This is a genomic window from Bacillus sp. FJAT-45037 (assembly GCF_002797325.1).
GTDB lineage: Bacteria > Bacillota > Bacilli > Bacillales > Bacillaceae_D > Alkalihalophilus.
On sequence record NZ_KZ454938.1, the window covers coordinates 2,764,058 to 2,779,851 of the forward strand.

Here is a 15,794-nt window from a genome sequence, read left to right on the forward strand (position 1 = left end):
CGAGCAGCTGTCTTTTCATCGACAGCTGCTCTGATTTGGTACTATGTGCGAAATTAAGATTTTTCTGGGAGCGACAGGCACCGCATGTTATATGCGTGTGCTTCTCACGATAAACGATTTGTTTTCTGTGCTTTCTAGAGAAAACGAGTTCCCCATGCCTTCTTCGACGTCGATGACGATTCGAAAGTGCTCCCAATATGAGAGGTTCGAGGTGTGCATATAATATGGAACTTCGAGCACTTCTCCTATTAGGTGATCTTGGTCCCCGCAGTAAAAGTCCTCTGCAGGCATGCAGATGGGCGATGTCCCATCACAACATCCTTCTGAGTGCATGAACACGAGTTTTCCGTGCGTATCTTTCAATGTGCGAATGAGGGCTTGGGCGGCTTCTGTCGTCGTTACCTTTTCCATTTTAAAAGAATCCCATTGATCCTTTGCTGTATCCAACTAGAATACATTTTGTTTGTTGATATTGTGACAGCATCATCGAATGGTTTTCTCGGCCAATACCAGATTGCTTGTAACCACCGAATGCCGCGTGCGCTGGGTATTGGTGATAAGTATTTGTCCACACTCGACCCGCTTCGATCGCGCGTCCTGCTCTGTATGCAAGCTCTCCGTTACGTGACCAAACACCTGCTCCTAAGCCGTATTGCGTGTCGTTTGCAATTTGAATTGCCTCATCAAAATCTTTAAACGTTGTCACCGAAATGACCGGACCAAAGATCTCCTCTTGGAAAATACGCATCTTATTGTTCCCTTTATACATCGTCGGAGCAACATAGTAACCCTCTGCTAAGTCTCCTTCTAACTTATTTTGATGGCCACCGATTAATAGTTCAGCACCCTCTTCTTTTGCAATATCAAAGTAAGATAGAATTTTATCTAGCTGTTGACTAGAAGCTTGCGCACCCATCATCGTATCCGTGTCTAATGGATTGCCGATTTTGATTGCTTTCACACGCTCGGTAACTTTCTCCATGAATTTATCGTAAATCGACTCGTGAACAAGCGCTCGTGACGGACATGTACATACTTCGCCTGAGTTTAAGGCAAACAGAACGAACCCTTCAATCGCTTTGTCTAAATACCCATCATCTGCATCCATCACATCTGGGAAGAAGATATTTGGCGACTTTCCACCAAGCTCTAACGTTACAGGAATGATATTTTCTGTTGCATATTGCATGATCGAACGTCCTACCGCTGTTGAACCGGTAAACGCAATTTTAGCGATGCGCGGATTTTTTGCAAGTGGTTTACCAACTTCTAGGCCTGTTCCTTGTACAATGTTTAAGACGCCATTTGGTAGTAGATCCTGAATCAGTTCCATTAAGACACAAATAGATGCAGGCGTTTGCTCAGCTGGCTTTAATATGACACAGTTCCCCGCCGCTAGTGCCGGTGCAATCTTCCACGTAGCCATAAGAATAGGGAAGTTCCAAGGAATGATTTGACCAACGACACCTAGTGGCTCGTGGTGGTGATAAGCGACCGTGTCTTCATTAATCTCACTGATGCCGCCTTCTTGCGCACGAATCGTACCTGCAAAGTAGCGGAAGTGATCCACAGCTAAGGGCAAGTCAGCATTTAGCGTCTCACGCACAGCTTTTCCGTTGTCCCAAGTTTCAGCCACCGCAAGCATTTCAAGATTCTCTTCAATACGGTCAGCAATTTTATTTAAGATTTGTGCACGGTAGGAAACAGGCGTCTTTCCCCAAGCATCTTTCGCTGCGTGTGCCGCATCTAGTGTAAGCTCAACATCTTCTGCTGATGAGCGTGGTACCTTTGTAAATACTTGACCATTGACTGGCGAAATAATGTCTAAATACTGCCCCTTTACCGGTGCTACCCACTCGCCCCCGATGAAATTTTCATACTTCTCTTTGAATTGAACGATTGAATTATCTGTGTTTGGATTTTGATAAATCATGTATACTCCCCCTAGATAAATTAGTTAGGTATCAAAATATGCATGAAGAAACCTGCATCCACCACTGTATGGAACAACGGCGTCACCGTTTGTTAGCGCTTACATTTTAGTTTTCTATAAATATAAGCACCTAAACAATAGTACCCTCCACACGATCCTATATATAAATATTCGACACCATTTACGTAATCCCTTCTTTTTCTTGTTTCTTTTGTCAGAAAATTCACCGAAATGATTCGACACGTTTCAGGGGGGTCTGACACCCGACACATAGATATGGAATAATACGGTACTCAAATGGTATTATTGTTACAATCTATTAACCTAATTGAGATGAGTGATATCTAAATGAAAGAATGCCCTAGATGCAAGACTGTGATGCATGAAGATGCGGCTGAAGAGTTGGTTGTAGAGGACCATGAGGTTTTACTAGATGGCTTTCTAGCCTGGGTGTGTTCGGGTTGTTCCTATTTTGAAAAGATAGAAAAGGGGAATCAAGATGCTTAAAGAACAGTTTGTGAACGGTGAGATTATTGCCAAGAGAGACGAGGTCACTTATTTATTCAGTTATGGGGATGACCAAGCGAGGATCCTTCACTTAGACGCTAAAGTCATGGGTGCGCCGATGCATGTAGAGGCCTTTTTGAAAATGGGGTACTGGGAGCCGTATGAAGGTGGTGTCGATCCTGCACAGCTTCTTCCGTCCTTAAGAATGGAGTCAGAAACTGGTGTGCTAGCTACTACGGAAGAGAATGAAAGAGTAGAAGCGCAATGCTTTGTCTTTAGGCAGTCAACTAGTCATAAAAAAGAGCTGTACAAAGAGATCGAAAAAGGACGCTTGAGACAAGGTTGGGGGTTTGCGGAAGGTCTATCGCTTCTTAATGGAAGAGACACGTTTATTGACAACTTTAAGCAAGCCTCCTCACATTGGGATGCAACAAGGCTATGGGCGACGTTAAGTAGGATGCTTCAAATAAAGCCCGGAGATATCATGATTATTCCAAAGCAGCCAGACCATCACCATTTTGTTATTATGCAGGCAAAGTTGCGTGAGGACGGGGTAAGTTGTTATGAATTTGCCGACCCATTACAATCGACAGACGATTATCGCCACATTATTCATATTGATAAAGCGAGTATTCAAGTGGTTCATTACGAGGCACTCTATCCTTCCATTATTAAGCGTCTGTTGAAGTCGATTGCTTACTCAAGTCCTGTGAACGTCGTCAGGCGTAAGGAATTTAACGAGGCTATTCATACGTTGCTAGAGTCAGCAACCACATCTAAAGAACTTGAAGAAGCCCATCCTCTTCAGATAAAGATGAAGGAGGTTGAGAAAAAGTTGCATCAAGAGTGGGTAGCAGAAGCAAGAAATCTGCCCCCAAGTGATTTTGAAAAAGTAGTGAAGATATTTATGGAAGCGAACGGTTTCGAAACCGAGCGAGCGAACCACTATGATCGCCTTGGTGGTGATATTGATCTCATTTGTAAAAAAGAAGTTCCGCTCCATACACCGTTTGAGCCAAGTAAAATGGAATTAATTTATTATATTCAAGTGAAAAAGCATAAAGGCAAGACGGATGAGACGGGTGTGAAACAGTTGAATCAGATGGTTGACCATTTACTTGTGGAGAGTGGACAAAACGTGCAGAAGATTCTTATCTCCCTTGCTGATGACTTCTCCGATACGTGTAAACAATTAGCAGACGAGAGTAATGTTCTATTAATTGACGGGCTAGCGTTTGCTGAGATGTATGTTAAGAGTGAGGCGTGATAGCAGTCACCTTAGGCCGGTGCCTGTCCCCCGTTTAACTACAGCATTAGCGCAGTGGGGGTCTGACCCCAAAAGCAAAAGCACAAAAGCAAGATGATGAAGAAGTAGAGGAATGAATGATAGAAGAGCATTGAGGGAATCCTCAATGCTCTTCTATGTTTAAATCGATGTAAAAGAAGCGCGCCGCAGCGCACTCCTTCTTATTTTTTGCCTTTTTTATCACTCGGATGGAGAACCGTTACATTTTGCGGATTCTCAGGATCAAAGACAAATTCAAACTTTCCTCCTCGATCAGGTGTGAAAGATAGTTCTTCTGTCGGTATGGCTTGATTCAACACGTAATGGAATCGGACCGTTTGTTTATTTTTCAAATGAATACCCTTTGAATACCATATTTTACGGTCTTCATCATACGTTAATTCGATATTTTCTGATCCTAGCGTTAAACTCACTTGCTCAATTTCTAGCTCTTCTATTACAAGGTACGCAGCAAAGGCATTCGCTTCGATAGTTAACTCGTTACTTTTTATTCTTTCACCAGTTGTCATATCTTCAAGCGTTAGCACTTCGTTTAGCTCAAGTGTCGTTTCTTCTCCTTTATTGACAGCGATGATTAAGCGCTCTGTGTCGTTTCCGCGTTCAAATACAAGAGCATCTCTTGTGGTTGCATGCTCCTTGAAATACCCGTCTCTTAGAGCGGAGTGATTTTTTCGAAGGTCGATTATGTCTTTGTAGTGAGCAAGTAAATCTTGGTCTTGTTTCTCTTGGTCCCATATCATTGGCTCACGGTACCAACGATCTTTCCAATCTGTGTACTCATTATGGTTCGCGCTCTGAGAAAGACCTACTTCTGTACCGTAATAAATAACTGGTGATCCCGGGAGCATAAACTGTGTAAAGGAAGCTAATTTCAAACGATTTGTTTGATTTCCTGCCTCATATAGAAACCGCGGTAGATCATGATTATCTAAGAAAGTGGTCATGATATATTCAGGATGATACGCCGCTTGATTTTCATTTAGATATCGTACAATTGATTGCATCGAACCGTTAAAGGCAAAGGTTCCTTTAAACGTGTCGTGGAATCCAAAGTCTAGCGACCCATCTAGTTTCCCAGCATACGATGAAATCTTGTCACGATTATCCCAAACCTCACCAAATACATAAACATCTGGATCAATCGATTTCACTTTATCACGGAAATCAACCCAAAAGCTGTAACTAGGACCTTTTGCATAATCTAAGCGTAAGCCGTCAAAATCTAATTCCTCTAACCAAAACGGAACAACCTCATTTAACATATAATCTCGGGCCATCTCATTGTCATTGTTAAACTGCGGAAGTTCGCCAATACCGTAAAAGGTCTCGTATGTGCCATCTTCGTTAAAGTTATACCAATTATAATACGGGCTATCTGCTCCTCGCTCTACTGCATCTTGGAAGAACGGATGCTGATCTGATGTATGGTTAGGCACGAAATCATAGATCACTTTCATATCACGTGCGTGTGCTTTTGTGATTAGTTCTTTCATTGTTTCTAATGTACCAAAATTGCGGTCGATTTCTTTGAAGTCTGCTGGGTGGTAGCCGTGTGAATAAGGCCCTTCGAACACTGGTGATAACCAAAGTGTGTCCACACCTAAGTCTTCTAAGTAATCAAGTTCGTCAATGACCCCTTCAAGGTCGCCGCCCATCCAGTCTTTTAATCCTTCTTCAAGTGGAAGAGACGAATCCACATCATAGTTATTGTCTGGATTGCCGTCTTTAAAACGATCGACGAAGATGTGGTAGATGATCGCATCCTTTGCCCAGTCTGGTGTGCGGAATTGATCGACATAATAAGCAAATTCGGTTGCTTCTTCAGCAGTTTGGCTGTTTGTATCGGCAAATTGCGAAGCTTCGCCATCTGCATCCCATACATCTAGCTTGTATTTTACTGGTGTTTCGTTTGCTTGAGCCGGAATGACGCCTGTGAGCGTGGATGTGTATAATCCGTTTTGCTCGGTTGTGTCAGTGACCGTCATCGCTGTGAAGTCACCATTTGTGGCGTTACCACGAAGGCCTTCAGGTGATGTTCCGTCTGTCGTGTAGTAAATACCGCCATCGGTAATCGGCCCGTAATGTTCAACGGTCGTTGTGATCGTTACTGCGTCTTCACTACTTGGAATATATGGCTCATGGTTAAAGTTATGTGATACTGACTTCGCAACAGGAATGCCTATCCACTCAGTGACGGTATCATTCGTTGTGTTACCTTCTGCTGTAAAGGTTGCTGTGCGGTGTTGATCGATCACTTCAGCAAATTTTGAATCGCCGAGGCCATAGCGGTACTCGAGCGTCTCCCCTGCATCGCCAGCAAGTTCAACTTGCCACGTGCCGTCCTCTGTCTGAGTCATTGGTGTAACCGCGTAATTAAATTGATTTAACGTCGAAGCAACTGTTGGTGTCACCCAACCAGGTGTTGCTTCTGGCAAAGTTAGGTTCAATGTAACACTACCTGTAAAGTCGGTTGTATCGAGACGTACATCGACTTGACGTTCGTTGCTAGGATTAAAATAGAAGAAGTAATTTCCCGACTGTGGTGGAGTAAACGATAGATTCGCTCCGCCCATCCATTGATCGTTCATGACAAACTTGTATTCTACTTTCGTTCCCCCATCTAATGGGATCGCATCGCTCACCCAACGACTTTCTTCCTCATTGTACGTGAGAGGATTGTTGTTCGTTGACCAATCAAGTGCAGATGCATCGCCACGTAAGACAACCGTGTCATACGTCTTGTCTGCGGATTGTGCACTAACTTGCGCTGATTGTGCAAACGGTTGCATAAATAGCGAAAATAATAGAACAACCGCCATAAAGAAAGGAAAAAGCTTCATCTTACTCTGCATAGGGTGGGGCCTCCTTGAAATTGTTTTTTTCTGTAAACACTTTTGATAGCGTTTACATATTCAAGTTAATAGTAATCTATATATTGTTTGAAAGTCTAGTAATTTTCAGATAATTCTAGAAAATAGGTAGAAAGTTGGTGCAAACGATTGCTTTGTTCCCGGGCTAGGGAGGTGGTTCGGGGATGGCGTTTCCAATTTATTGCAGCATTTGCGCGGAAATGCGAGTCAAGTCCTTAATCCTGTGTAAATTAGGATTCAATGTTTCAGCTATTGCTGATGATCATGGTTTAGGTTTGTTTTTATTTTTTGGGAGCGAGGGGTACCCCTCGCTCCCAAAAAATTTCGCTTCGCACTACATGGATGATTCACTGGGAAAATAAAATTTACGTCCACCGCAATCTAACGTTTTTTCGTAATCCATGAGTACCGCACCAATCAGTCGAAAAGCTGATTGATTGTTAGGGAAGATTCGTATCACTCGTTCTCTTCTTCTAATTTCTGAGTTTAAACGTTCTAAGTTGTTGGTTGTTCGTATCTTAATTCGAGCTTCGGCCGGTTCATCCAAGAATTGAATGGCATCTTCAAAGCCTTCATCTAATGTGTTAATGGCCTTCTCATAGGCTTTTTGAAGTTCATATGTTTGAATAAACTCGTTTTTAAGTGTTCTTGCGGCTTCCGGATTAGGCGCATCAAAGATGCTCTTCACCATTTCTCTTGCATCATATGACCCTTTCTTTGGCATACACTGAAAGATATTGCGCTTAAAGTGGACTGTGCAGCGTTGCCAACTCGTGCCAATAAAAGATTCTGTGATGGCACTTTTCAGTCCAGAATGGGCATCAGAAATCAGTAGACGAGGCGATTGAAGGCCTCTTGATTTTAGATAGTCAAAAAAGCACATCCATGCTTCTTTACTCTCTGCGTGATTGACACGTAAACCAATGATTTCTCTTTTATGATCTTGGTTTACCCCCACTGCGATATAGACGGCCTTAGATACTACTTTATTGTGCTCTCTCACCTTAATATACATGGCATCTACGTAGACATATTTATAGTAGGTGATGTTCAAAGGGCGGTCAGCCCATTCCTTTACGAGAGGGTCTAACTTAGCTGTGAGGCTAGAGACAAACGACTTAGAAACGGTTTCTCCGCAAAGCTGTTCTACGATCTTAGTCACCTTACGGGTAGACACCCCGTTCACGACCATTTCTAACATAGAGAGGACCAGTGATTGGTCTGCTCGTTGATATTTTTCAAACAAACTAGTAGAGAACTCCCCACTTCGAGTACGGGGAACTTTAAGCTGTAGTTTGCCGATCGAAACCGTATAATCTCTTTCATAGTAACCGTTACGGTAATCCTTACGATCATCTACCCTTTGATAGAAATCAGACTCCATATACTCGTCGCGCTCTTTTTCCATAAATTCATTTAAGACTAAAACAAGAGAAGACTTTACAACAGCCTCTAATCCAGAATTCATAACCTCATCTTTTAAATTTTCCATATCTAGGGTAAACTTAATTTGAGCCATCATCAATTTCTCCTTTCAATATTTTCGTCGCTGAAAACATTGTTGCCAGAAATTGATGTGGCTTATTCTTTTTTACACAATTATATGGACTCTATCGAAATGCGGTGGATTCGCGCGGAAACATGTGCTTTGTGCGCGGAAATGAGTGGGATTTGCGCGGAAACGAGGTGAATTCGCGCGAAACCGCTCCCTGGGCAGCGATTTGACCTGGCTTTTCATCAAAAAAAGCAGCGACCAAGGGCTGGTGGCTGCATGATTTCAAGAAAATTGATCATTTCTTCATGTATAGGCATGGATGATGTCATTTCTACCGATCGAATAATAGGTTAGTGTCGATTGTTTGACCTCATCTAACGAGTAACAATTGCGCCCGTCGAATAGGACAGGGTTTTTCATCAGCTTGCAGTAGACGTCTACGGGTGTATCGACGATTTCGTCCCATTCGGTCACGAGCAAGCAGGCATCGGCTTGGTCGATCGCTTCTGTAACAGAGTTAGCGTATTCTACGGTCGGCGACAAAATACGTTTTGCTTGTGATTGGGCGACAGGGTCGTAGGCGACGACATGAGCACCCGATTCTAGTAATTCATCAATAATGACAAGAGAGGCTGCTTCTCGCATATCATCGGTATTTGGTTTAAAGGAGAGGCCTAATACCGCAACGCGCAGACCAATGAGTGAACCGAAATGAGCTTTGGCCATGGCGACGAGACGATGGCGCTGGGTGTTGTTCACTTCAATGACTGATTTTAATAGTTTAAAATCATGCGTCACGTCTCCTGCAATTTGGACGAGGGCTTTTGTATCTTTTGGAAAGCAAGATCCACCGTATCCGATGCCGGCGCGGAGAAAAGAGCGACCAATTCGCTGATCCATCCCCATTCCACTCGCGACATCGTCGACATTTGCCCCTAATTCATCACATAAGTTAGCAATCTCATTTATGAAACTTATTTTTGTTGCTAGAAAAGCATTGGCTCCATATTTGATAAGTTCAGCACTACGGCGGTCGGTGAGAAAAATCGGTCGTTCAAATGGTTCGTAGATCGATCTGACTAGTTCAGAGGAGTGGGCATCTTGTGCACCGATAACGATTCGGTCGGCTTGAAACGTATCGGATAACGCTTGACCTTCTCTTAGGAATTCTGGTACAGAGACGACATGGATCGAGTGTAGAGATATGGTATTCATCATCGTTTCGAGACATTCATTTGTTCCAACGGGCACCGTGCTTTTGATTACTACAACGGTCGAGTGGCGAATTTCTTCTGCTACGGTGCGGCATGCGGCTTCTATATAAGAGAGATCGGCTGAACCGTCCTTCCGCTCTGGTGTCCCAACAGCGATGAAGATGACATCCGCTTCGGCGAAAGCTTGTGTAGGAACGGTCGTAAAGGCCAAACGATTCGCTTCGATGTTGCGAATTAGATAGCTTTCAAGGCCTGGCTCATAGATGGGCGTGTTCCCTTGGCGTAGCTTTGCTACCTTTATTTCATCTACATCAAGACAAATGACCTCATGGCCAACTTCTGCGAATGCAATACCTGTCACAAGACCAACATACCCTGTACCAACCACCGTGATGTTCATCCTCTCACAGCACCCTCTCTCGTAACAGAATCAATGTATGCCAATAAGTCCTCGCGCAAATCCTCACGTTCAAGAGCAAAATCAATCGTTGCTTTTAAATACCCTAACTTATCACCGACATCGTACCTCTTCCCGCTAAACTCGTAAGCAAGAACGGCTTGATGTTTGTTTAACTCTCGGATCGCATCGGTTAGCTGGATCTCTCCTCCTGAACCGGGTTTGATTTGCTCTAAGATCGGGAAAATTTCGGGCCTTAGGATATACCGACCTTGGATCGCAAATCGAGAGGGTGCGTCATAGACTGGCGGCTTTTCTACAAGATCATGGAGAGGGTACAAGCCGGGCTCCAGTGCTGTCGTTGTCGGCTCAATAATCCCGTATTTTGAGACTTCTTCTTGGGCCACTTTTTGCACGCCAAGAACCGAACATGGGTATCGTTCATAGATATTCATTAATTGACCAAGACATGGTTTGTCACTACGTACAATGTCGTCACCAAGCAACACAGCAAACGGCTCATCTCCAATGAAGCTTTTTGCACACAGAACAGCATGCCCGAGTCCTAGTGGCTCTTTTTGTCTTATGTAATGGATGTTGGAGAGCTTAGAGATCTGTTGAATCTGCTCTAATACGTCCCACTTTTCTCGTTTCGCTAACGTTTCTTCAAGCTCATACGACTTATCAAAGTGATCCTCAATCGCGCGTTTGCCACGTCCGGTGACAATAATAATGTCTTCAATTCCTGATGCAACGGCTTCTTCAACAATAAATTGAATCGTCGGCTTATCAACAATCGGGAGCATTTCTTTCGGCTGAGCTTTCGTTGCTGGCAAAAATCGTGTACCTAGACCTGCTGCTGGAATAATCGCTTTACGAACTTTCATCCACACGCCTCCTGGTCAACATCTATTTTTTAATGGTACTTTCAATCTGATTATATCAAGATTAAATGTAAGTATTCGTTGAGATTTTGTAAAGGGAGGGGATGGTATTTCCAAATTATTGAAGCGTTTGCGCGAAAATGTGGTCGATTCGCGCGGAAACCGGTACTTTATGCGCGGAAGCTTGTTTAATTTGCGCGGAAACGAGGAGATTTCGCGCGGAAGTGCCTCCTCTCTCCTATTTCTAACTGAAAAAAATAAAAAATCCTCTTAGAAAAGAGGATTTCTTATTGAATGCTTATCCGTGTACGTATTCAGGGGGGCCATTCGGTGTAAAAACATCACTAGAATATGCTGAAACTGGTGTAGCGAGTAGAAAAGTTAAGACCAATCCACATATAATAATTTTTTTCAAAATATTCTACCTCCTTTTGCGTTTAAATTATTTATAGCATATTATATAGATCCATGCATTACTTGAAATAGAGATTCTGTGGTAGTCTCATCATGATTACTAGGTTAAAAGTCTCATTTCCATACAAAAGTATGAACATATGAATACATCTCATTTTTTTGGAGGGTTGATTGATGGATTATTCAATAGGTGAACGTATTAAAGACTTAAGGGAACATTTAAAGATGTCTCAAAAAGATCTGTGTAAAAACATTTGTACTCAAGGGCTAATCAGTAGAATAGAACGCAGTACGACCATTCCAACTGCTCCATTACTCCATCAATTAGCTTTGCGACTCGGTGTCGATCTAAATTATTTTTTTGATGACATATCTCGTAACGGGATCAACTATGTTCAAGAAGTGAAGCTAACGATTAACAAACTCATTCATTCCCATGACTATCATGAAATCATGAAAATCGTTCAACTCGAAAAGAAAAATCCACTATTTCGAGAGTCGCACCTTCAACAGTACTTACTTTGGAGAGAAGGCATCTGTATCTATCATTTAGAAAAGGATAGTGAAAAAGCTCTTTCTTTTTTAGATAAAGCATTACAAGTGAGACCCGGTACTAACCATACATTAACTGAAATAGAAGTAGATATATTAGCTTCTAAAGCCATTGTCTTCAGTAAGATAAACGATCTTGGACAAGCCGCTGCCATCTACGAACACATTTTTCGTAAAATCGGCTCATTCCCAAACTTTAAAAACAAACGATTGCTCATCCGTGTTCTTTATAATGCTAGCCGCAATGCTTTTGATAGACAAAACTACAAGGAATCCCTTTCTTATGCAGACAAAGCTTTAAATATTTGCATAGAAGAAGAGCATCTTTATTTACTAGGGAATCTATTTTACTTAAAAGGATGCACGTTGTTTCGTCATGACCGAACACAAAAAGCAACTAGTTTAAAGTTATTACATCATGCATGGCAAATCTATCAATTAAACCCTATACCTGTTCTGATAAATAGTTTAGAAGAAGAAATCGCCTATGTAAGGACCTCTTAATACTATAGTTAAATATTGTATATGAACAAGTTAATATCACTATGTAAATAAAGAAGGTAACGAACGATTGATGGTTCGTTATCTTCTTTATTGTGTAAGCTTGTCCATTTTCAAGGTTAGAATATTCTGTCTATTAATCCTACAATGTGAGTGTAGTACTACTATATTCGAGGGGGTTGTTATATGAAGGGTATGAAGGTTACTGGTTTGTTGCTTGGTCTTGTGTTGGCGGTTGTGTTTGTGTTCTCTACTTTATCAGTGAGTGCGAATGGTAAAGGTGTGGAGCGCGTTGAGTATTTGATTGGGTTCCATGAAAAAGCGAATAAAGATGAGGTCAATCAAGCAGGCGGAGAAGTGGTTCATGAGTTTACATACATGCCTGTGCTTCAAGTGAAAATTCCTGAGCGAGCGGCTAAAGCTCTTGAAAACAATCCGAATATCGCATTTGTTGAAAAGAATGAAGAGGTAACTGCTACTCAAACGGTACCATGGGGAATCACTCATATTAAAGCTCCGACTGTTCATAGCTGGGGCAATCGTGGGGGCGGCGTGAAAGTAGCTATCCTTGATACAGGTGTCGCGAATCATCCTGACTTACAAATTTCTGGTGGGGCAAGCTTTATTGGCTCTGAACCATCTTATCAAGATTTAAATGGGCACGGTACGCATGTTGCTGGTACAGTTGCGGCGTTAAACAATAGTTATGGTGTGCTTGGTGTGGCTCCTTCTTCAAGTATTTATGCGGTCAAAGTGTTAGATCGTAACGGTGGTGGTTCTCACGCGAGTATCGCTCAAGGCATTGAGTGGTCGATTAGCAATGGGATGGACATTGTGAACATGAGTTTAGGTGGGCCTACGGGTTCGAATACGCTAAAGCAAGCTGTCGATAATGCGTACAATCTTGGCGTTTTACTAGTCGCTGCTTCTGGGAACACAGGAACAGCTGGCATTCAATTCCCAGCTCGCTACAACACGGTCATGGCTGTAGGCGCGGTTGATTCACGCAATCGTCTAGCTTCATTCTCCACTTTCGGAAATGAACAAGAAATTGTCGCTCCAGGCGTCAACGTACAAAGTACGCATTTATCAAATGGTTATGTGTCTCTAAACGGAACATCGATGGCTAGCCCACACGTCGCTGGTGCTGCTGCTCTTGTGAAGAGTGAGTACCCTTGGGCAACGAATGCTCAAATCAGACAACGATTAAATGACACAACGACTCCTCTTGGCAACGCGTATTACTTTGGAAACGGTCTTGTCGACGCATCTAGAGCGGCTTATTAATCAAGTCTAGTAATCTACTTTTATAGAAGAGGAGTGAGTTACATTGAAAAGAATAGTTGTCTCTTGGTTAATCATGGCTCTCATCTTAATTCCGTCGATCGCCTTTGCTTACGACGGGAACGGGAAAGAGCAACGTTCGGACTACCTCGTAATGTTCGATGGTCCTGCAAACAAAGGATTATTTAAAGCCTTTGGTGTTCAAGATCAGGATATTATTCATGAGTATGATCTACTTGATGTGGTACAGCTGAATTTAACGACAAATCAAGCTACGGCTCTCAAAAATCACCCTCAGATTAAGTTTGTCGAGGAAAATGCCGAAGTATCCGCTTATGGACAAGCTGTTCCATGGGGTGTACCTCATGTGCAAGGAACAGCAGGACATGACTTAGGTTTTACAGGGAATGGTGTGAAAGTAGCGATTTTAGACACGGGGATTGACAATACTCATGAAGATTTAGCGGCAAATGTAAAAGGCGGGCATTCTGTATTTACTGATGCGGCTAACCTTGACCCTTTTTATGACGAAGATGGTCATGGTACGCATGTTGCTGGAACGGTAGCAGCGATCAATAACGACTTAGGCGTTCTTGGTGTGGCTCATCAAGCCGATCTTTATGCGGTAAAAGTATTAAATAATAGCGGAAGTGGCTCGTATGCTGGGATTGCAGCAGGCATTGAGTGGGCAATTCAAAACGACATGGATATTGTAAATATGAGCTTAGGTGGCTCTCAAAGCTCTGCAATTTTAAAAGAGTTTTGTGATCTTGCATATGCAGAAGGTCTTCTAGTCGTTGCGGCGGCAGGTAATGAAGGGAACCGAGGTGGCAATAACGACACCGTCGGCTACCCTGCAAAATACGATTCCGTCATCGCCGTAGCAGCTGTTGATCAAAACAATAATCGTCCGACTTTTTCTAGTACAGGACCAGCAGTTGAATTGGCGGCCCCAGGTGCAAACATTTTAAGCACAACTCCAAATAACAGATATGCTGCTTATAATGGAACATCTATGGCCTCCCCTCACGTTGCTGGAGTTGCAGCACAAATTTTAGAGGCTAAACCAACCTTATCAAATGTAGAAGTGCGAGAACTTCTTCGACTTTCTGCAAAGGATTTAGGTAACAGTAGACAGTTCGGATACGGCTTAGTTCAGACAGTCGACGCAATTCAATATTAAAAAAAGAAAAGGCGACGCCCAAAAATTGGGTGGTCGCCTCTTTTTTAATGAATTCGTTTCGCGCCTAAATATCGTGCACCCCAGTAGCTGTTGCTCATGCTTGTGACTGCAACACCTGTTGATGAGCCACTGTGGATGAATTGATTGTTTCCGATGTAGATCCCGTTATGAGATGGGCCTCCGCTAACTGTTGCGAAGAAGACGATATCTCCAACGCTTGGTGCACCTACCGTTGTGCCTGAGCTCCATTGTTGGGCAACCGTGCGTGGAACGGAGATGCCGTTGTCGCTGAATACACGTTGGATAAAGCCGCTGCAGTCAAAACCAGCTGTTGTTGTTCCACCGTAACGATACGGTGTGCCGATGTAGCGGTTTGCACTTGCAACAAGACTTGAAGCTAGTCCACTTGTTGATGACGAGCTGATCGTTTGCTCTCCTTGATCCGAAGATTTCGCGCTAGATCCGTTCATCTGAAGAAGCGTCTGAGCACCAGCAATTCCGTCAACTTGTAAGCCATTGACCGCTTGGAAACGACGTACTGATTCCGTTGTGATCGCTCCATAGTATCCTGTTGAGTTGCTTGTGAAATAGCCTAGTTGGCGTAAACGATCTTGCATTGTTTTCACTTCAGCACTTTGCATGCCTTCACGTAATGTTGTTGATGTTGGCGCTGCGCTTGATGCTGTTGTTGTTGACCCATTTGCAAGGGCTGCGAATGTTTGTGGGCCGGCAATTCCGTCTGCCGTTAAGCCTCTCGCAGATTGGAAGCTACGAACCGCACTCGCTGTTAACGGACCAAACACACCATCGACTGTAGAGCTGAAATGTCCATGCGTACGCAGTTGCTGTTGGAGCGATGTGACTGCACTTCCTCTTGATCCTGTGCGTAGTGTCGATGAAGCTTGTACGGGCGCAGCTGTTGCTTGTCCACCGCTTGCTTGCATCGCTGCAAATGTTTGTGGACCCGCAATCCCGTCTACTGTTAATCCGTGTGCTGCTTGGAACTTACGAACCGCTTCTTCTGTGATCGAGCCGTAGTAACCTGTTGCGCGATCAAACGTAAAGTATCCTTTTGATTGAAGTGCCTCTTGTAGTTCAATCACATCTCCGTGGTTCATTCCTACACGTAACGTTTGATCCCCTAATGCTGCCTCTGTCCATTGTGGTGCTGCAAGGAAAAGTCCTGCTGCAACAACTGAAGTCATAATTACTTTTTTCATTCTATGTCTTCCTCCTGTATCGTTTCCGTAAGTT

General features: G+C 43.2%; 11 protein-coding genes. 4 read left to right on the forward strand and 7 right to left on the reverse strand.

The window, feature by feature from the left end; translation table 11 throughout:
• Positions 1 to 87: 87 nt before the first annotated feature.
• Entirely contained in the window at positions 88 to 411 is a 324-nt protein-coding gene (locus tag CDZ88_RS14015) for a DUF779 domain-containing protein (RefSeq protein WP_100374136.1), read from the reverse strand.
• Position 412: 1 nt separating this feature from the next.
• Positions 413 to 1,933, reverse strand: coding sequence for an acetaldehyde dehydrogenase ExaC (exaC, locus tag CDZ88_RS14020; RefSeq protein ID WP_100374137.1), 1,521 nt, complete (start codon positions 1,931 to 1,933; stop codon positions 413 to 415).
• Positions 1,934 to 2,432: 499 nt separating this feature from the next.
• Between exaC and CDZ88_RS14025 the strand changes: the two genes are divergently transcribed.
• The gene (locus CDZ88_RS14025) at positions 2,433 to 3,707 is read left to right on the forward strand and encodes a restriction endonuclease (protein ID WP_100374138.1); all 1,275 of its coding nucleotides are present in this window, start codon (positions 2,433 to 2,435) and stop codon (positions 3,705 to 3,707) included.
• A gap of 200 nt (positions 3,708 to 3,907) precedes the next feature.
• On the opposite strand, the gene CDZ88_RS14030 is transcribed toward CDZ88_RS14025, so the two are convergent.
• From CDZ88_RS14030 to galU, 4 genes are all read right to left on the reverse strand, one after another.
• Entirely contained in the window at positions 3,908 to 6,598 is a 2,691-nt protein-coding gene (locus tag CDZ88_RS14030; protein WP_232718651.1) for an alpha-amylase family glycosyl hydrolase, read from the reverse strand.
• Between the two features lie 352 nt (positions 6,599 to 6,950).
• Positions 6,951 to 8,135 carry an IS256 family transposase gene (locus CDZ88_RS14040; protein WP_100372488.1) on the reverse strand — a complete coding sequence of 395 codons (1,185 nt, stop codon included), beginning with the start codon at positions 8,133 to 8,135 and terminating at the stop codon, positions 6,951 to 6,953.
• A 279-nt stretch (positions 8,136 to 8,414) separates the two neighbouring features.
• Positions 8,415 to 9,725 (reverse strand): UDP-glucose dehydrogenase family protein, encoded by a 1,311-nt coding sequence (locus CDZ88_RS14045; protein ID WP_100374140.1) that lies wholly within the window; start codon positions 9,723 to 9,725, stop codon positions 8,415 to 8,417.
• Positions 9,722 to 10,609 (reverse strand): UTP--glucose-1-phosphate uridylyltransferase GalU, encoded by an 888-nt coding sequence (gene galU / locus CDZ88_RS14050; protein ID WP_100374141.1) that lies wholly within the window; start codon positions 10,607 to 10,609, stop codon positions 9,722 to 9,724. Before galU ends, CDZ88_RS14045 begins: the two co-directional genes overlap by 4 nt.
• 585 nt (positions 10,610 to 11,194) lie before the next feature.
• Between galU and CDZ88_RS14055 the strand changes: the two genes are divergently transcribed.
• The 3 genes from CDZ88_RS14055 to CDZ88_RS14065 all read left to right on the forward strand — a co-directional run bounded on the left by CDZ88_RS14055 (position 11,195) and on the right by CDZ88_RS14065 (position 14,540).
• Positions 11,195 to 12,076 carry a helix-turn-helix domain-containing protein gene (locus CDZ88_RS14055; RefSeq protein WP_100374142.1) on the forward strand — a complete coding sequence of 294 codons (882 nt, stop codon included), beginning with the start codon at positions 11,195 to 11,197 and terminating at the stop codon, positions 12,074 to 12,076.
• Between the two features lie 183 nt (positions 12,077 to 12,259).
• The gene (locus tag CDZ88_RS14060) at positions 12,260 to 13,360 is read left to right on the forward strand and encodes a S8 family peptidase (RefSeq protein WP_100374143.1); all 1,101 of its coding nucleotides are present in this window, start codon (positions 12,260 to 12,262) and stop codon (positions 13,358 to 13,360) included.
• Positions 13,361 to 13,433: 73 nt separating this feature from the next.
• Positions 13,434 to 14,540 (forward strand): S8 family peptidase, encoded by a 1,107-nt coding sequence (locus CDZ88_RS14065; protein ID WP_442857127.1) that lies wholly within the window; start codon positions 13,434 to 13,436, stop codon positions 14,538 to 14,540.
• A 44-nt stretch (positions 14,541 to 14,584) separates the two neighbouring features.
• Here CDZ88_RS14065 and CDZ88_RS14070 read toward each other — a convergent pair whose 3' ends face one another.
• Positions 14,585 to 15,760, reverse strand: coding sequence for a C40 family peptidase (locus CDZ88_RS14070; protein ID WP_100374145.1), 1,176 nt, complete (start codon positions 15,758 to 15,760; stop codon positions 14,585 to 14,587).
• Positions 15,761 to 15,794: the final 34 nt, after the last annotated feature.